Source organism: Halobacterium jilantaiense (genome assembly GCF_900110535.1).
GTDB lineage: Archaea > Halobacteriota > Halobacteria > Halobacteriales > Halobacteriaceae > Halobacterium > Halobacterium jilantaiense.
The window spans coordinates 340689-358566 of record NZ_FOJA01000001.1 but is presented as its reverse complement, the minus strand read 5'-3'; the positions used below and the strand labels follow the sequence as shown (position 1 = coordinate 358566).

The window sequence follows — 17878 nt, the reverse complement described above, 5'->3', positions numbered from 1 at the left end:
TGCCAGCGAGCGCCCCGTCATCGGACCACCTCCCGGATGGCGTCGCCGACCGCGCGGGTTGTCGCCTCGCCACCGAGGTCGGGCGTCGTCGGCCCGTCTTCCAGTACGTCCTCGACCGCGCTGCGGACGCGCTCGCCAGCGGCGTCGTGGCCGAGGAACTCCAAGAGCATCGCCGCCGACAGCACGGCGGCTGCGGGGTTCGCGACGCCGTCGCCCGCGATGTCCGGCGCGGTGCCGTGGACGGGCTCGAAGACGCCGCGCTCCGGGCCGATGTTCGCGGACGGCAGCAGACCGAGGCCGCCGACGAGCCCCGCCGCGAGGTCCGAGAGCACGTCCCCGGCGAGGTTCGGGCAGACGACTACGTCGTAGTCCGCCGGATTCTCCACGAGGTGCATGGCGAGCGCGTCCATCAGCGCCGCGTCCGTCTCGACGCCGTGCTCGGCCGCCACGTTCTCGACAGTCTCGCGGAAGAGGCCGTCCGTCACGCGCATCACGTTCGCCTTGTGCGCGACGGTGAACCCCTCGGGCGCGTACTCGCAGGCGTACTCCGCGAGCCGTCGGCTCGCCTCCTCGGTGACGACGCGCGTGCAGGTCGTCACGCCGTCCGCGAGTTCGGCCTCGTGGCCGGCGTAGACGCCCTCCGTGTTCTCCCGGAGGAAGACGAGGTCCGTCTCCGGCTGGACCGCGTCCACGCCGGGGTACGTCCGCGCGGGCCGGACGTTCACGAAGGAGTCGACGGCCGCCCGCAGCGGGAGGATGACGTCCGCGGCCGTCTCGCCCGCCGCGCCGAACAGCGTCGCGTCCGCCGTCTCGACCGCCTCCCGAGTCTCCGCCGGGAGCGGCGTCCCCTGCTCGTCGGCGACCTCGTCGCCCGCCTCGGCGTGGACGAACTCGAAGTCGCCGACGGCGTCCAGCACGTCGACGGCGACCGGTGTGACCTCGCGACCGATGCCGTCCCCGGGAACAACCGCAATTTCCTCAGTCATCGGTGTAGGGGAGGCTGGCAGCGGTCGCTTCGACGCTGTCGGCGTTCGCGGCCATCAGCGCGGTGGTGTCCCAGACGCCGTCGACGAGCGCCCGCCGCTGAGCGTCGTCCACCGAGGCGTCGATGGTAGTGTCGCCGTAGCGGACCTCCTCGGCGGCGACGTCTACTTCGATTTCGGCGTCGGGGTGCTCGTCGACGTAGTCCTGGAGCGCCTCGACGTCTTCCTGCGAGGCCGTGACCGTGGGGATGCCGAGTGCGAGGCAGTTCCCCGCGAAGATCTCGGCGAACGACTCGCCCACGATTGCGTCGATGCCCCACCGCATCAGCGCCTGCGGCGCGTGCTCGCGTGACGAGCCACAGCCGAAGTTCGCGTTCACGGCGAGCACGGACGCCCCTCGGAAGCACTCGGCGTTGAACGGGTGGTCCAGCGGCTCGTCTGCTCTGACGGCTCCGCCGTCTCCGTCTCGCGACTCCTCCGGAGTCGCGCTGTCGAACCGCTCGTCGAAGAACGCGAACTGCCCGAGGCCGTCGAACGTGACGACCTTGAGGAAGCGCGCCGGGATGATTTCGTCCGTGTCCACGTCGTTCCCCCGGACTGGAACGCCCGTGCCGGTGACTCGGCGGACCGTATCAGCCGGACCGGAGCTGCTCGTCGCGTCACCCCCGGCGTTCGGGCTCACGCTCGCACCTCCCTGACCGCCTCCAGTTCGCGCACGTCGGTTACTTCCCCCTCGACGGCCGCGGCGGCGACCATCGGGGGACTCATCAGGACCGTTCGGCCGTCCTTCGAGCCCTGTCGGCCGACGAAGTTGCGGTTCGACGAGGAAGCGCAGCGCTCGTCGCCGACCAGCTGGTCCTCGTTCATGCCGAGGCACATCGAGCAGCCCGCGCCCCGCCAGTCGAAGCCCGCCTCGGTGAACACCTCGTCGAGACCCTCCGCTTCGGCGGCGGCCTTCACGCGCTGGCTGCCGGGAACGACCATCGCCCGGACATCGTCGTGGACCTCGCGGCCGGCGACCACGTCGGCGGCCTCGCGGAGGTCCGGGAGCCGGGCGTTCGTACAACTCCCGAGGAACGCCACGTCGATTGGGTAGCCCGCCATCGTGTCGCCCGGTTCGACGCCCATGTGTTTCTGGGCACTGCGCGCGGACTCCCGTTTGTCCGCCGGGAGGTCCTCGGGTGCGGGAATCTCCTCCGAGATGCCGACGCCCTGCCCCGGCGTCGTCCCCCAGGTCACGACCGGTTCGAGGGCGTTGCCGTCGACGGTGACAACATCGTCGTACTCGGCGTTCGGGTCGCTGGCGACCGACTCCCAGTACGCCCGCAGTTCCTCGAAGGCGTCGCCCTGGGGGACTGCGTCGCGGGCCCGCAGGTACTCGTAGGTGGTCCCGTCTGGGTTCACGTATCCCGCGCGAGCGCCGCCCTCGATGCTCATGTTGCAGATGCTCATCCGGCCCGCCATGTCCATCGCCTCGACGGCCTCGCCGCCGTACTCGTAGACGTAGCCGACGCCGCCGTCGGTGCCCAGCTTCCGGATGACGGTCAGAATGACGTCCTTGGGCGTGACGCCGTCGCCCAGTTCGCCGGTGACCTCGATGCGGCGGACCTGTTTCTTCTCCATCGCGACGCAGCCAGTCGCCAGCACGTCCCGAATCTGGGAGGTGCCGATACCGAACGCCAGCGCGCCGAACGCGCCGTGGGTGGCCGTGTGGGAGTCACCGCAGACGATGGTCATCCCGGGCTGGGTGAGCCCCTGTTCCGGCCCGACCACGTGAACGATGCCCTGCCGGCCGGTCGTCGGGTCGTCGAAGTCGATGCCGGCCTCGCCGACGTTCGCCTCCAGTTCCGCCATCATCTCCTCGGCGGCGTCGTCGCTGTACGGCCGGGACTGGTCGGCGGTCGGGACGATGTGGTCGACGGTCGCGTGGGTCCGCTCCGGGTACGCCACGTCCAGCCCGCGCTCCCGCAGCGTCCCGAACGCCTGCGGGCTCGTCACCTCGTGGACGAGGTGGAGCCCGACGAACAGCTGGGTCTGGCCCGTCGGCAGTTCGGTGACCGCGTGGCGGTCCCAGACGTGGTCGTACAGCGTCCCCTCACTCATCGTCTACGGAGTCGTCCTCGTCGCCGTCGGCGGCGGTCTCATCGTCGCCGGCGGGCGGTTCGCCGCCGCGCTCCCAGACGCGGTTCGCGCTCGCGTCCTCGTCCGGCGGCGTCTGGTCGACGTCCTTCATCTTCGGGTCGCCGTCGGCGTCCTCGTCGCCGCCGTCGGGGCGCTGGGTCGCGGCCGCGCCGCGCTCGCCGCCGTCCGCGACGACCGCCGGCCCGCGTCGGAACACCGTGCCGACGGCGTGGTCGGGGTCGGCGGGGTTGCGCTGGCTGACCGACCGCATCGTGCGCTCAGTCATCGGCGGACACCTCCGGCTCCCGCTCGGCCTCGGACGCGGTCTCGTCGGCCCACGCGAACAGGCTGCGGAGCCGCTCCCCGACGTCCTCGATGTCGTGTTCCTGCTCCGCTTTGCGGCGCTGCTTGTACGACGGCCGGCCGGCCTGATTCTCCGCGACCCACTCGGTCGCGAACGCGCCGTTCTGGACCTCTTCGAGGACTTCCTCCATGTTCTCGCGGACCGACTCGTCGACGACCGCGTCGCCGCGCGTCAGCCCGCCGTACTCGGCCGTGTCGGAGACCGAATCCCACATCGCGCCGATACCGCCCTCGTACATCAGGTCCACGATGAGTTTGAGCTCGTTCAGACACTCGAAGTACGCCATCTCGGGGCTGTACCCGGCGTCCACGAGCGTCTCGTAGCCCGCCTTCGTGAGTTCGGCGACGCCGCCACAGAGCACGGCCTGCTCGCCGAACAGGTCGGTCTCGGTCTCCTCGCGGAACGTCGTCTCCACGACGCCAGCACGCGCGCAGCCGATGGCGTCGGCGTACGCTAGGGCCTCCTGCCGCGCCTCGCCGGTGGCGTTCTGGTAGACCGCCAGCAGCGCGGGCGTGCCCTCGCCTGCCTCGTAGTTCCGGCGGACGAGGTGGCCGGGAGACTTCGGCGCAATCATCGTCACGTCGACGCGCTCCGGCGGCTCTATCTGGCCGTAGTGGACGTTGAACCCGTGCGCGAACTGGAGCGTGTCGCCCGCGTCGAGTTCGGGCTCGATGGCGTCGAACACGTCCGGCTGCACGGTGTCCGGCACGAGCACGGAGACGACGTCGGCCTCGCTGGCTGCCTCGACTGGGGTCGCTACGCGCAGCCCGTCGGCTTCGGCCGCCCTCCGGGAGTCGGAGGTCTCCCGCAGGCCGACGACCACGTCGACGTCGCTGTCGGCGAGGTTCTGGGCGTGCGCGTGCCCCTGACTGCCGTAGCCGAGGACGGCGACCGTCTTGTCGTCGACGTGTCGTCGGTCCGCGTCGGACTCGTGGTACACTGGTTGCGTGAACTGCTCGTCTCCGCTCGGACTGCTGTCTGTCTCTGTCATTTGAGGTGGTCTGGAACGACTGCTGTTTTCGTCTCGCCACGGGCCAGTGCCGTCTGGCCGGTGCGGGCGATCTCGCGGATACCGAACTGGCGGAACGCGTCGATGGCGTCGTCGATTTTCTGTTCGTCACCGGTGAGTTCGACCGTCACCGTCCGCGGGCCGGCGTCGAGGGTGGTCCCGCCGTACATCTCGGTGATTGCGTGGACCGCCTCCGGGCGGTCGGCGTCCACTTTCACGACGACGAGTTCGCGGGCGAGCGCGTCGGCTTCGAGTTCCCGGACGTGGATGACGGGGACGACCTTCGCGAGCTGCTTCTCGACCTGGTCGATGCCCGGGTCCGGCTCCTCCACGACGACGGTGATGCGCGCCCAGTCGTCGTTCTGCGTGTCCGCCACGGTCAGCGACTCGATGTTGAACTGCCGGCGGCTGAACAGCCCGGAGACCCGCGCCAGCACGCCCGGCTCGTGTTCGACGAGCGCGGAGATGACCGTGCGCCGCGCCGGATGCTCGGCTTCCGCCTCCGGGTCGACGCGGACGCCCTGGGCCGTCCGCCGGCCCCGCGGCCGCTGGCGGTCCTCGGGCGCGGGACCCGGGAGCCCCCGCTGTTCGTTCCGGCCGCTCATAGGTGGGCCTCCGAGAGCGCGAACTGGCCGTTGTCGCCGCCAGACGGGACCATCGGGTAGACCTCCTCGGTCGGGTCGATGTAGACGTCCACGACCGCCGGTCCGTCGGTGGCGAGCGCCGCCCCGACGGTGTCAGCGACGTCGTCGTAGCGCTCGATGCGGAAGCCGTCGGCACCGAACGCCTCGGCGAGCGCGTCGAACTCCGGCACCCAGGGGTACTCCGAGGCCATCCGCCGGCCGTCGAAGAAGGCGTCCTGCCACTGCTTGACCATCCCGATGGCCTCGTTGTTCAGCACGAAGACGGTGATGTCGAGGTTCTCGCGGGCCGCGACGACGAGTTCCTGACACGTCATCAGGAACGAGCCGTCGCCGTCGAAGCAGACGACGGACTGGTCGTCGTCTGCGGCCAGCCGTGCGCCGATGGCGGACGGCAGTCCGTACCCCATCGCGCCGAGGCCGTGGCTCGACACCCACGTCCGGGGCTCGGTGTACGTCCAGTACTGGCAGGCCCACATCTGGTGCTGGCCGACGCCGGTCGTGACGACGGTGTCGTCGTCGGTCGCGGCGTCGACGGCCTCGACGACGAACTGCGGTTTCACCGGCTCGTCGTCGGGGAACGCCGACGCGTCGGGCGCGCCGTCGTCGGTATCGGCCGCGGGCACCGCGTAGTCCATCGGGTACTCCGTCTGCCAGTCGCGACACTGCGACAACCACTCGTCCGTGTCCGGCGAGCCGTCCATCGCGGCCGCGAGCTGGTCGAGGACGGTACCAGCGTCCCCGACCAGCGGGTGGTCGGCCTCGACGTTCTTCGAAATCTCTGCCGGGTCGATGTCGACGTGGACGACGGTCGCCTCCGGCGCGAACGAGTCGACGCCGCCGGTCAGCCGGTCGTCGAATCTGGTGCCGACCGCCAGCAGGCAGTCGGTCATCGTCGTCGCCATGTTCGCGTACCCGGTGCCGTGCATCCCCGCCATCTCCAGTGCGAGGTCGTGGTCTTCCGGGAACGCGCCGATGCCGGGCATCGTCGTCGCCACCGGAATCTCGTGGTCTTTCGCGAACGCCCGCAGTTCGTCTGTGGCGTCGCCCTTCACGACGCCGCCGCCCGCGAGAATCACGGGTCGGTCGGCGGCAGCGATGGTAGCTGCGGCGGCGTCGACTGCGGCCTCGTCGGCTCGCTCAGGGACCGAGACGGTGCCGGGAACCGTCGGCTCGGTCGGTTCGGCGTCCGTCTCGTCGGTCGTCACGTCTTTCGGGAGGTCGACGAGGGTCGGCCCCTGTCGACCGCTGGCCGCCAGCGCGAACGCCGTCGACACGTCCTCGCCGACCTCGTCGGCGCTCGACGCGAACGTGTTGGACTTCGTGATGGGGGTCGTGACGCCGACCGTGTCCGTCTCCTGGAACGCGTCGTTGCCGACCAAATCGGAAGGGACCTGCCCGGTGAGCGCGACGACCGGCTCGGAGTCCATGTCGGCGTCCGCGATGCCAGTCACGAGGTTCGTCGCGCCGGGCCCCGAGGTCGCCATGCAGACGCCCGGCTCGCCCGTGACTGCGCCGTACGCGTCCGCGGCGTGGGCCGCGCCCTGCTCGTGGGCCATCGTCACGTGGGACACGTCGTCGGCGTCGTACAGCGCGTCGTAGACCGGCATGATAGCGCCGCCCTGCACGCCGAACACCGTCTCTGCACCGGCTGCTTCGAGCGCGGCGACGACCGCGTCAGCGCCGGTCGGTGTCGTCTCGTCGGTGCTGTCCTCCCGCTCCGGGTCGCGGCCGTCGTTCGTCTCCCCCTCGGGAGTCGGCGCGTCCGCGTCGGGCGTCGGTTCGCCCGGCGCGTCCGCGTCGTCGAACTCCGGCACTGCGCCGTGGTCTGTCATCGATACCCCTCGGTCGCTGTCGTGTCTCGGGTGTCTGCTGCGTGTGTCATTGCGGATGCTGCGGTGGCTATCGGTCTGGAAATTCGGTACCGGTCGGGTCGGTGAGAAGTGTAGGTAGGGAGCTTACGCCCCTACAATACCGAGTCCGACAGCCACACCGCTGCCCGCGAGAACGGCCGAGCGTGCGGTGTGAGACTGCATCGTACACCCCGCTATCGCGCGGCCACGTATAGATGTGACTGGTGGCGCAAGGCTTGCCGGCCGGCGTCACGCCGTCACCTCACCCCGTTCGCGTCGGACGCCCACCTCGCCGGCGAACGCCCGTAGCATGGTTTCGGTGACGGCCCTGTCGTCGGCGGCGTGCGCTTTCACCTTCCGGGTGACCGCACGCACCTCCTCGTCGGTCGGCTCGAAGCCGGCGTCCTCCAGGTGCTGGCGGACGGCGTGTGTCCCCGAGTGCTTCCCGAGCACGACTTCGCGCTCCGCGCCCACCATCTCCGGCGTCATCACGCCGGGCTCGAAGGTCTCGCTGTTCTCGATGACGCCCGCGGCGTGGATGCCGGACTCGTGGGCGAACGCGTTCGTGCCCACCACCGGCTTGTTCACCGGCACCGGGACCGACGACCGGTCGGCGACGGTCGCCGCGATGTCGGCGATGGCGGTCGTATCGACGCCGGAGTCGGCACCGTAGACGCTCTCGGCGGACATCACGACCTCCTCGAACGCCGCGTTGCCGGCGCGCTCGCCGATGCCGTTGACCGACACCTGGACCTGGTCTGCGCCCGCCTCCACGCCCGCGAGGGCGTTCGCGGTGGCGAGTCCGAAGTCGTCGTGCGTGTGCACGTCGACTCGGGCGTCGGTGTGGTCGCCGACGAACTCGACCAGTTCACCGAACCGGCGCGGGGTCGCGACCCCGCACGTGTCCGGGACGTTCACCCAGTCCACGCCGGCGTCGTCGACGGCCTCGACGACCTCGGCGAGGTACTCGGGGTCGGTCCGAGTGGCGTCCATCGGCGAGAACATCACCTCGACGCCCGCCGCCTCGGCGCGCTCGACGGCCGCCACGGACTGGTCGACGACCTCGGTGCGCGTGCTGTGCATCGAGTCCTCGATCTGGACGTCGCTGGTGGACGCGAACACGTGGACCATGTCCACGCCGGCGTCCACCGCCGCGTCCACGTCCGAGGCGACGACGCGGGCGAGCCCGCAGGTCGTCGCCTCGGTCGCGTCGGCGACGTCCGCCACGGCCTCCGCTTCCGCCTCGCCGTTGGCCGGGAACCCGGCCTCGACGACGTCGACGTTCGCGTCGTCGAGCGCGGCGGCTATGTCGCGCTTGTCGTCGTAGCTGAACGACGTGCGTGGCGTCTGCTCGCCGTCGCGGAGCGTGGTGTCGAAAACTCGGACTGACTCGAACTCGTTACGCTGGGCTAACGTGCCCTCGAAGAACCCGTTCCCCCGGACTTACACCGGGCGTCTCGTTGTGAGACATCGTATCGCTCCCCAGTCCGCGGTTGCACTTACGTCTTCCCCCGCTGGCAGACGTTGCCAAAGGACGCACCCTCTCGTTGGTGCCGCGACTGCGGCCTGCTCGCCCGAGAATCGGACGCGAGTGCGCCCAGAACACCTATTCGCGCGGGGAGTGTTGGAATAACACATGGACCGGCGTCGAGTCATCGTCGTTCTCGGTGTGGTCGCCCTCGTCGCCCTCGCGGGGTGTACGGGCGCGGTCAGCGACGGGGCCGTCGCGCCGAGCGAGCAGACCGACGCACCGCCCGATTCCCAGTCCGCGTCGGGGAGCCAGCCAACCGTCGACTCGCCGAACGGCACGCTGTCTGTCCACTTTCTCGACGTCGGCCAGGGGTCGAGTGTCTTCGTCGAGGGTCCGACGGGCGAGACGATGCTCATGGACTCGGGGGACTGGCGCGACGACGGCGAGGACGTCCTCGCGTACCTCGACGCCCGGGGCGTGGAGCGCCTCGACTACCTCGTGACGAGTCACGCCGACGCCGACCACATCGGCGGCCACGCCGCGGTCATCGAACACTTCGAGACCGAGAGCGAGGGCGTCGGTGCCGTCTACGACCCCGGCATCACGGCGTCATCCCAGACCTACGATAACTACCTCGACGCCGTCGAAGCCCACGACGTGCCCCTGTACGAGACGCGCGCCGGCGACCCGATTCCGATGGCCGGCGTCGACATCGAAGTGCTCGCGCCGCCGCGCCGCCACCTCGCGGGCGGCGACCGCAACGAGAACAGCGTCGTCCTCCGACTCGGGTTCGGGAACACGACGCTGTTGCTGCCGGGCGACGGCGAAGACGAAAGCGAAGCGTTCCTCGTCGACGAGTACGGCGACGGACTGAACGCGACCGTGCTGAGCGCGGGCCACCACGGCAGCGCGTCGAGTTCGGGCGCGACGTTCCTCGACGCCGCGACGCCGCGGGTCGCCGTCGTCTCCAGCGCGTACGACTCCCAGTACGGCCACCCCCACGAGGCGGTGCTCTCGCGGCTCGCCGAGCGCGGCGTTCGGACGTACTGGACGGCCACCCACGGCGCGGTGCGCGTGACCAGTAACGGGTCCGCCGTCACCGTCGCGACACAGCGCGACGCGCCGACGGGCCCGCTGGCCCTCCGAGACGGAGCCCCGAGCGACGCCGAACCGGCGGACGACCTCGCGGTCCGGGCCGTGATTCCGGTGGCGGGGCCGGTGGCGGACGTGCCGCCGACCACCACCGAGCAGATGGACGGTTCGCTCTCGGTCGTGGACGTCCACGAAGACGCACCCGGCGACGACAACGAGAACCCGAACGGCGAGTACGTCGTCTTCGAGAACGACGGCGCGGAGCCACTGAACCTCGGCGGGTGGACTGTCACCGACAAGGCCGGCCACGAGTACGTGTTCCCGACCGGGCTCGAACTCGGACCCGGCGAGCGCGTGACGCTGTACACGGGCACCGGAACGGACACACGGACGGCGGTCTACTGGGGACTGGACCGCGCGGTGTGGAACAACGCTGGGGACATCGTTACGGTGCAGGACGACGACGGGTCGACTGTGACCCGGGAGGCGTACTGATGCCGGCAGACGGAACCTACACGGGCGTCGTGGACCGCTTCGAGGGGGATCTGGCGGTCGTGCTGCTGGAAGTCGACGGCGAGACAGTCGGCGAGCGCGCGCTGGATAGGGCTCGGCTACCCGAAGCCGGCCGCAGCGTGGACGCCGTCCTGCGCGTCGAGGTCGAGGACGGCCGGGTAGCTGCGGTGTCGTACGACCCCGACGAGTCCGAGCGGCGCTCCGGGCGTGCACGCCGGCGATTCGGCGAGCTGTCCAGCCGACCGCCGGCAGCCGACGACGACCCGGACTCGGACTGACCCGGGATCCCACCGGCGGGTCGCGAAACGCGGAACTAACAATCAGTGCGTCCGTCGACGGTAGCCGGTATGGCGCTCCTCGACTCTCTGGTCGTCTTCGTCGTCAGCCTCCTGGTCGGCGCGCTCGGCATCTACGTCGGCGCGCGGGTCGTCACCGACCGCGAGGACTACACGTACGCCATCGTGACGGCGCTGCTCGGTGCCATCATCTGGGCAGTCGTCGGCTTCCTGTTGGGCTGGATTCCGCTGCTCGGACCGTTGCTGGTGTTGCTCGCGTACGTCGCCGTCATCAACTCCCGGTATCCCGGCGGCTGGGGGAGCGCCGTCCTCATCGCGTTCGTCGCCTGGCTCACCGTCCTCGTCGTGCTCTACGCGCTCGCGTTCCTCGGCCTCTCGACGTTCGATGCGGTGGGCGTCCCCGGCGTCTGAACCGGAACTCTGAGAAGAACGAGCGCGGGAGACACCGCGATGGTAGTGTCTGACCCGAGCGCCCGCCATACCGTGGTTTTCACGCCAGATAATCGGAGCGAACGTTTATGAGTGCCCTGCGACTCCAGTCGAGTACTCGCGTCGGTATCCGCGCGGGCACTACGCACATGTTCGAATTCATCAACGACGAGGACGAGCGCGGTCAGGTCGGGATCGGCACGCTCATCGTGTTCATCGCGATGGTGCTGGTCGCAGCGATCGCCGCCGGCGTCCTCATCAACACGGCCGGCTTCCTCCAGTCCAAAGGCGCAGCCACGGGCGAGGAAGCCAGTGCACAGGTCTCTAACCGCATCGACGTCGTCTCCGCCTACGGCAACGTCAACGACTCCGCGCTCTCGAGCGAGGTCGTCGACTACGTGAACCTGACGGTTCGGCAGGCTGCAGGTGCCGACAACATCAACCTCAGCAAGTCCACCATCCAGTGGATCGGCCCGGACACCGCCACCACCCTCGTCTACAACAGCAGTGCGGCCAACGCTGAGAACTTCACGACCGAGCAGATCAAGGGCAACAACAACCCCGTGCTCGTCGACCAGTCCGACCGCGTCAAAGTCGTCATGAGTTCCTACGACATCACGGAGGACGGGCTGAAGGCCGGCGAGGAGGTCCAGCTCACGCTGACCACCCAGTACGGCTCGAAAACGTCCTACTGGGCGAACGTTCCCGAGTCCCTCAAGGACAAGAACGCCGTCAATCTGTAACGGTCCCTCTCCTCTGTCGTTTTTCGGACTCGACAGACACAGCCCGGTCCAGCGTCGGTTTCCGGCGCGTCGTACTGACGCTTTCCAGTGGCCGCTGCGACTGCGCTAGTTGGTGAACGCCCAGTGCCCGGACGGCGTCCGTTCGACCGTGCCGATTTCGCTGGCGGCTTCGAGGACGCGCCGCACTTCCTCGTCGCTAGGGCGGTGGTCGAAGTGGATGTCGTTGCGGACGTTCGAGATAGAGAGCGGGTCGTCTCGCTGAGCGTGCCGCAGTACCGACGCCCAGATGCGGTCTCTCGTGGTGACGTCGCGGTCCATGGACTGTGCTGGAAGCCCGTCGTCTTTGGTGTTCGGTACCCGGACCGGGTTGCCGGGACGACCCGTCACGCGGTCGAGACGAGTCGGTGCACCGCACCCGACTGCCCCGTCGGCGTCCCGGAGTCGGTGGTGGCGACGTACAGTTCGTCGTCGGCGTCCCGGCCGAACGCGAGCAGGTACTGGCCCAAGCCGGTGTCGCTGCCCGCGAGGTCGACCGTCTCGGTCTCCCAGAGGCCGTCGTCCGGTCGTGCGAGGAAGAGGCGGCCGTCGGCCTGCCAGTCGCCGGAAGACGTATGCGCCGGCGAGCCCCGGGAGCGCGTCGCCGGTGTAGCGGTAGCCGCCGATGACCGAGACGCCGGAGAGGTCGTCCCCGTCGTGGGCGTACTCGACGATGGGGTCGCGGAGCGGGTCGCCGTCGGCTGTCTCTGTGGGGCAGTCGTCGGGGGGCGACCCGGGTGTCTCCGGGTCGAAGCAGTGGGTGCCCTCCCGGACGTTCCAGCCGTAGTTTCCGCCGGCCTCGACGACGCTCACCTCCTCGAAGCGGTTCTGACCGACGTCCGCGACGAAGAGGTCGCCGTCGGTGAACGAGAACCGCCAGGGGTTCCGGAACCCCCAGGCGTACTGCTCGTCGAGCCCCGGCCGGCCGACGAGTGGGTTGTCCTCGGGAATGCCGTAGGGCTGGTCGCCGTCGGTGTCGACGTCGATGCGGAGAACACTCCCCAGGAGGTTCTCCGTGACGTCTTGGCCGTTCCCGCCGTCGGTAGCGTCGTACCAGTCCGCGACGTGGCCGGTCCCGACGTCGTTCGCGCCGCCGCCGTCGCCGGTGCCGACGTGGAGGAAGCCGTCCGGACCGAAGGCGACGCTCCCGGCGTTGTGGTTCGCCTGAGGCTGTGGGAGTTCCAGGAGGCGTGTCTCGCTGTCGGGGTCGGCGCTGCCTTCGGTGACTCGGAACGACGACAGGACGAAGCGGTGGCTGTAGTTCGGCGGCGTGTCGGCGGTCGCTGGCGCGCTGTATCGCGCGAAGACGCGTCTGTCGGCCTCGAAGTCGGGGTGGAAGGCGAGGCCGAGCAGGCCGCGCTCCTCGTAGCCCGAGAGGTCGACCAGCCGGTCGCGCACGTCGAGGAACGGCTCCTCGCGGACGCCGTCGCGACCGACTGCGTACACGACGCCGGGCTGGTCGACGACGTACGGCGTCCCCGTGTCGCCTGGTGCGAACTCGACGCCGAGCGGGTTCGCGAAGCCGCCGGCGACGAACTCGGTGCCGACGGCGTCGGGCGTCTCGCTTCGACTACCCGTCGGCGTCGTCCCGCCGTCCCGGACGGTCGTCGTTCGGCTGGGCTGGTCGGACGACCCGAAGCCGGTGTCGAGTGTCAGGCAGCCTGCGAGCGCGCTGCCCGCGCCGAGGGCGAACCCCGCGCGGAGGACCTGGCGGCGGGTGTGCCGACGGTCGTCAGTCATCAGTCCACCCCGGGAGCGTGTCGGACGACGCGAGTGCGCGGCTGAGTGGTCGCATACCATCCACGAGGGCCGCAACCATGTTAGGTTTTGACGGGGCGTGTCTGGACCCGGTCGGAAACCGGCCGACAGCCGGGGCGTAACCCCAGCTGGCGTTCGACGCGCACGTGGAGATCGGCACCGGTGAGGAACAGGTCTCGGTCTCCACCCCACGTACCCAAATATGGAACGCAATCCAAAACCGATATATCCGGCGCGCGGTGAGTGTCCGGTATCGTGACGAACACGCAGGTCACTCTCGTCCAACTCGACAACTACGGACCGTGGACCGTGACGCCGTCCCCCCGGCGGGAAGTCGACCTCCAGACGCTCCAGTCGCGGCTGTACGCCGACCTCTCGCAGGCCATCGGGATGCGTGACGGCTACACCTTCTTCACGCGCTTCGACAACATGGTCGCGGTCACGAACGGCCTCGACCTCGAAGACCACGCCCGCATCCAGGAGTCGATTCGGAACCGCTACCCCGTCACCGTCAGCCTCTCCATCGGGACGGGAGCCACCCCCGCAGACGCGCTCGTCGAAGCCACCGCGGCCATCCAAGACGAGGGCAGCGCCCAAGACGCCGACCGCAGCGAACTCCTGCTCGGCCAGCCGGTCCCCGAGTCCGAGCGCAGCGACGACGACGTCCAGATCGCGCACTTCGACGTCGTCGACGCCACGGGCAAGTACACCGACGAACTGGACGCGTTCTCCTCGTTCATCCACATCGAGCAGGGGTACGCCGAACTCATGAAGCACATGCACGTCGCCCACGACTCGCTGTCGTTCTTCGTCGGCGGCGACAACATCATCGCCGTCTGCCCCGGTCTCTCCGAGGACGACTACGCCGAGGCCGTCGAACACGTGCGCGAGACCGCCGGCGTCGACCTCCGGGTGGGTGTCGGAACGGGCGCGTCACCCCACGACGCCGGCATGGGAGCCAAGCACGCGCTCGAACTCGCACGCGAGGACGAGACCGACGTCGAAGGCGACCTGCACTGACCGCGACCGGCCGCCAGACTACTCCTCGGCTTTCACGTTCAGCACCGGCGTCAGCGTCTCCTCGACGGTCGCCGTCGCCTCCAGCGCGGACAGGATGCCGTCGGTGTCCTTGTACGCCATCGGAGCCTCGTCGAGCGTCGCCTCGGTCACGCTCGACGAGTACACGTCCCGCATCTCCTCGCGGAACGTCTTCACGTCGAACTCGTCGAACGCCCACCGGCGGCTCCCCCGGCGACCCGCGCCGTGTGGCGCGCTCCGGTGCCAGTCCTCGTTGCCGAGCCCTCGGACGAGGACGGCTCCGTCCCGCATGTTGAACGGGATGACCCCGCGCTCGCCCTCGTGGACGCGCGTCGCGCCCTTCCGAATCACGAGGTCCTCGAAGTCGACGTAGTTGTGCGTCGACACGACGCTGTCCAGCACCTCGGCGTCCAGCACGTCGGCGACGGCCTCGGCCATCCGACGCCGAGACACCGCCGCGTACGTCTGCGCGAACACCATGTCGCGGAGGTACCCCTCGCGGGCCGCCCCGGAGAGGTAGTCGAGGTCGTCGCCGTCGTCGTCGCCGGCGGCCTCGACCATCCGCCCGATGTCGCGGAGGTCGTCCACGAGGTCACTGATTTCCTCGCCGTTGAGTCGCGTCCGAATCTCGTCGGTTGCCTTCCAGTCCTCGCCCCGGCCGCCGAGCAGCCACGTGACGAGCGTCGCGTCCGAGACCGAGTCGAGGTCGAACTTGTACGCGAACTCGGGGACCTCCGCCAGCGCCTCGCGAGCGCGGTCGGCGCGGTCGTCACAGAGCTCCGTCGCCCGGTCCTGCCAGTACTGGGCGATGGTCAGCCCGATGCCGCGCGAGCCGCTGTGGACGACGACCCAGTAGTGGCCGGTCTCCTCGCTGCGCGCGACCTCCACGAAGTGGTTGCCGCCGCCGAGCGTCCCGACGGAGTTGATGGCCCGCCGCTGGCTGTACCCGACTCGCTCGCAGAGGTCGGTGAAGTACTCGCCGCCGAACTCCGCGTCGACGCTGATGCCGACGTCGTTGTGCTCGGTGAGCTGGCGCACCTTCCGCTCGCACTCGTCCCACGGGAAGTCGTCTATCATGTGGAAGTCGACGGCTTCGTCGACGTCCCCGAACGTGTCCGCGCCGAGGGGCACCCGCTCCCGGATGGCCCGGTCTACGGCTGCCGGGTCGTCCTGGAGCCGGTCGTGTGGCTGCTCGCCGAGGTCGAACGCGGTCATCCCGCAGCCGATGTCGACGCCGACCGTGTTCGGGCAGATGCGCTCGCCGAGCGGCATCGTGAACCCGATGACGGCACCAGCGCCAGCGTGCGCGTCGGGCATCACGCGGATGTCGTTCCGGAACGCCTCGTGGTCGGCGATCGACTCGACCTGGTCGAGCGTGGCCTCGTCGACGTTCGTCGCCTTGATTTCGACTGTCGCGTACTCTCCGTCGATCGTGATTGTGTCTTCGGGCATCGTCTCACCAACTGGGGTCGTCGCCCGCAGTGCGGACGCGACTACAGGTACTGCGACGGGCTACTGGAACTTGAACACTCGCGTCGTGTGACAGAAATTAACGTCGGTGGCCGTGGTCCGTCCGCGACGCCAGAGCTACGCTTCGCCGGTCGTGCCGGCGTCGGCCGGCGCAACGGGGTCGGAGTGGTCTACAGTGTCGTCCAGTCCCTTCTTGAGAACGTAGGCGATGCTGGCGATGCCGAGCAGGAAGCCGAGTTGTCGGAGTCGACCCATGCGTGGGCGTAGCTGGTGCCGGCAGTAACCAGTTCTGGTGTCGGCCCGGCCACCGCGAGCACGGTCGTCAACGTCTTTTCGGTGTGGGCCGAACCTCTCCGCGTCACGTGACCGCTGCGACGCACACTGCGGGCAGCCGTTCGAGCGCTCGGACAGTGGCCGGAACGCGCAGTGGACCGGGCTCGGGTGACCGGAGCCGGGGTGAGAGGCGCTGACGCTGGACGAGTACACGCAGGACGCGAGTTCGACACGCGAGGAGCGCATCGTCCTCCACGTGGACATGGACTGCTTCTACGCGTCCTGCGAGCGCCGCCGCGAACCCGAGCTCGCGGGCGAGCCGCTCGTCGTCGGCATGGGCTACGAGGCGGGCAAGACCGTCGGCGCGGTCGCCACCGCGAGCTACGAGGCCCGGGAGTACGGCGTGGAGAGCGCGCAAGCCATCTCGGCCGCCCTCGACCGGCTCCCCCGGAAGGCCAACGACCCCGACAACCCCGAGGCGGGCTACTACCGGCCGGTCGACATCGACTACTACCAGAACGTGGCGAGCGAGGTCAAGGAGATTCTGTACGAACTCGGGGACACCGTCCGGGAGGTGAGCATCGACGAGGCCTACCTGGATGTCACCGAGCGGACCGCGTGGGAGGTCGCCGAGGGGTTCGGCCGCCACGTCAAACAGCGCATCTCGCGGGAGGTCGGCGTCCCCGCGAGCGTCGGCGTCGCCCCCGACATGAGCACGGCGAAGCTCGCGAGCGACTACGACAAGCCCGACGGCCTCGTCGTCGTCCAGCCCGAGGAGGTCCGGAAGTTCCTCGCGCCCATCGACATCGCGGACGTCCACGGCGTCGGTCCCGTCCGCGCGAGGGAACTCCGCGCGCTCGACATCGAGACGGCCGGCGACCTTGCCGACGCCGACCCCTACGAGCTCGAAGCCGAGTTCGGCGACCGCGGCCGGGAGCTCCGCCGGCGCGCCCGCGGCGAGGACGACCGACCGGTCGAGCCACGGGGCGACCCGAAGAGCCTCTCCCGGGAGTCCTCCTTCGACGGTGCCACCCAGGACTTCGACGCGGTCCGCGAGCAGGCCGCCGCGCTCGGCGAGGCGGTCGCCGACCGCGCCAGCCGCAAGAACGCCTTCTACCGCACCATCGGCGTGAAAGTCGTCACGCCCCCCTACGACGTCCACACGCGCGCCGAGTCGCTGCCCGGACCCGTCGACGACCCGGACCTCGTTCACGACGTGTCACAGGGCCTCCTCGACGAGTTCGCGGACGAGGCCGTCCGGAAGGTCGGCGTCCGCGTCTCGAATCTGGACTTCTCCGAGCGCGACCAGACCAGCCTCACCGGGTTCGGCGGCGACGAGCCGTCGACCGGAGGCGAGGACGGCGACGCCGACGAGGGCGACCGCGACTGGAGCCGTGACGACGAGCGCGAGGGGCAGGCGAGTCTCGGCGAGTTCGAGTAGGCTTTTGTCTGGGCGGGCGTAGCCAGCGGTGTGAACAAGCTCCCGAGCGCGGGCGAAGACACCTGGACGCTGGCCCGCCACGCCCACGTCGTGGTCTACGAGGCGCTGGACGGCGGTGAACTGCTGACCATCTACGACTGCGGCGCGGCCCAGGCCCCGCCGAGCGCACAGATTGTCGGCCACCTCGTGCGCACGACGGCCGACCACGAGACCGAACAGCAGCCCACGGGCCACATCGTCAAACTGCGGGAGGACAGCGTGCTTCGCGAGCAAACTGAGGGCCACTACGTCATCGAACCCGCCTGATTCTCGAACTGATCTCGTGACCCCGCCATCGATGCCGACAG

17 protein-coding genes and 2 pseudogenes are annotated in these 17878 nt (G+C 69.6%); 7 read left to right on the top strand and 12 right to left on the bottom strand.

The genetic code is table 11. From position 1 onward, the window contains the following. Positions 1-17: 17 nt before the first annotated feature. The 8 genes and pseudogenes from BMW35_RS01940 to BMW35_RS01905 form a co-directional block, all read right to left on the bottom strand. On the bottom strand, positions 18-986 hold the full coding sequence (locus tag BMW35_RS01940) for an isocitrate/isopropylmalate dehydrogenase family protein (protein WP_089667544.1): 969 nt from the start codon (positions 984-986) through the stop codon (positions 18-20). After that, entirely contained in the window at positions 979-1665 is a 687-nt protein-coding gene (gene leuD, locus BMW35_RS01935) for a 3-isopropylmalate dehydratase small subunit (RefSeq protein WP_089667541.1), read from the bottom strand. The genes BMW35_RS01940 and leuD overlap by 8 nt, the downstream gene beginning before the upstream one ends. Then, a complete protein-coding gene (gene leuC, locus BMW35_RS01930) occupies positions 1662-3086 on the bottom strand; it encodes a 3-isopropylmalate dehydratase large subunit (protein WP_089667539.1) in 1425 nt (474 codons plus the stop codon). Before leuC ends, leuD begins: the two co-directional genes overlap by 4 nt. Next, complete coding sequence (locus BMW35_RS01925) at positions 3079-3390, bottom strand: DUF7989 family protein (protein ID WP_177170755.1); 312 nt, start codon at positions 3388-3390, stop codon at positions 3079-3081. Before BMW35_RS01925 ends, leuC begins: the two co-directional genes overlap by 8 nt. Next, positions 3383-4459 carry a ketol-acid reductoisomerase gene (gene ilvC / locus BMW35_RS01920; protein WP_089667537.1) on the bottom strand — a complete coding sequence of 359 codons (1077 nt, stop codon included), beginning with the start codon at positions 4457-4459 and terminating at the stop codon, positions 3383-3385. The genes BMW35_RS01925 and ilvC overlap by 8 nt, the downstream gene beginning before the upstream one ends. Continuing rightward, the gene (gene ilvN / locus BMW35_RS01915) at positions 4456-5082 is read right to left on the bottom strand and encodes an acetolactate synthase small subunit (protein ID WP_089667535.1); all 627 of its coding nucleotides are present in this window, start codon (positions 5080-5082) and stop codon (positions 4456-4458) included. Before ilvN ends, ilvC begins: the two co-directional genes overlap by 4 nt. Continuing rightward, entirely contained in the window at positions 5079-6953 is a 1875-nt protein-coding gene (ilvB, locus tag BMW35_RS01910; protein WP_089667534.1) for a biosynthetic-type acetolactate synthase large subunit, read from the bottom strand. Before ilvB ends, ilvN begins: the two co-directional genes overlap by 4 nt. Positions 6954-7220: 267 nt before the next feature. After that, positions 7221-8399, bottom strand: a pseudogene (locus BMW35_RS01905) (LeuA family protein); the annotation flags it as partial. 208 nt (positions 8400-8607) lie between these two features. Between BMW35_RS01905 and BMW35_RS01900 the strand changes: the two are divergent. The 4 genes from BMW35_RS01900 (at position 8608) to BMW35_RS01885 (ending at position 11515) form a co-directional block, all read left to right on the top strand. Next, a complete protein-coding gene (locus tag BMW35_RS01900; RefSeq protein ID WP_089667532.1) occupies positions 8608-10029 on the top strand; it encodes a lamin tail domain-containing protein in 1422 nt (473 codons plus the stop codon). After that, entirely contained in the window at positions 10029-10325 is a 297-nt protein-coding gene (locus tag BMW35_RS01895) for a DUF3006 family protein (RefSeq protein WP_089667528.1), read from the top strand. The genes BMW35_RS01900 and BMW35_RS01895 overlap by 1 nt, the downstream gene beginning before the upstream one ends. Before the next feature lie 69 nt (positions 10326-10394). Continuing rightward, the gene (locus BMW35_RS01890; RefSeq protein WP_089667527.1) at positions 10395-10754 is read left to right on the top strand and encodes a hypothetical protein; all 360 of its coding nucleotides are present in this window, start codon (positions 10395-10397) and stop codon (positions 10752-10754) included. A 167-nt stretch (positions 10755-10921) separates the two neighbouring features. Then, positions 10922-11515: an archaellin/type IV pilin N-terminal domain-containing protein gene (locus BMW35_RS01885; protein ID WP_089670318.1), complete on the top strand. Its 594-nt coding sequence runs from the start codon at positions 10922-10924 to the stop codon at positions 11513-11515. Positions 11516-11620: 105 nt separating this feature from the next. Here BMW35_RS01885 and BMW35_RS16025 read toward each other — a convergent pair whose 3' ends face one another. Together BMW35_RS16025 and BMW35_RS01875 are read right to left on the bottom strand one after the other, a co-directional pair. After that, complete coding sequence (locus BMW35_RS16025) at positions 11621-11833, bottom strand: hypothetical protein (protein WP_089667525.1); 213 nt, start codon at positions 11831-11833, stop codon at positions 11621-11623. A gap of 65 nt (positions 11834-11898) precedes the next feature. Beyond that, a pseudogene (locus BMW35_RS01875) lies at positions 11899-13291 on the bottom strand (PQQ-dependent sugar dehydrogenase). 273 nt (positions 13292-13564) lie between these two features. Here BMW35_RS01875 and BMW35_RS01870 point away from each other — a divergent pair. Continuing rightward, complete coding sequence (locus BMW35_RS01870; protein WP_089667523.1) at positions 13565-14329, top strand: GTP cyclohydrolase III; 765 nt, start codon at positions 13565-13567, stop codon at positions 14327-14329. Between the two features lie 18 nt (positions 14330-14347). On the opposite strand, the gene BMW35_RS01865 is transcribed toward BMW35_RS01870, so the two are convergent. Next, positions 14348-15799, bottom strand: a complete 1452-nt coding sequence (locus BMW35_RS01865) for an RtcB family protein (protein ID WP_089667521.1) — start codon at positions 15797-15799, stop codon at positions 14348-14350. 135 nt (positions 15800-15934) lie between these two features. Next, entirely contained in the window at positions 15935-16072 is a 138-nt protein-coding gene (locus tag BMW35_RS15455) for a hypothetical protein (RefSeq protein WP_177170754.1), read from the bottom strand. 280 nt (positions 16073-16352) lie between these two features. Between BMW35_RS15455 and dinB the strand changes: the two genes are divergently transcribed. Next, complete coding sequence (dinB, locus tag BMW35_RS01860) at positions 16353-17531, top strand: DNA polymerase IV (RefSeq protein WP_089670317.1); 1179 nt, start codon at positions 16353-16355, stop codon at positions 17529-17531. 30 nt (positions 17532-17561) lie between these two features. Continuing rightward, entirely contained in the window at positions 17562-17837 is a 276-nt protein-coding gene (locus BMW35_RS01855) for a hypothetical protein (RefSeq protein WP_089667518.1), read from the top strand. Positions 17838-17878: the final 41 nt, after the last annotated feature.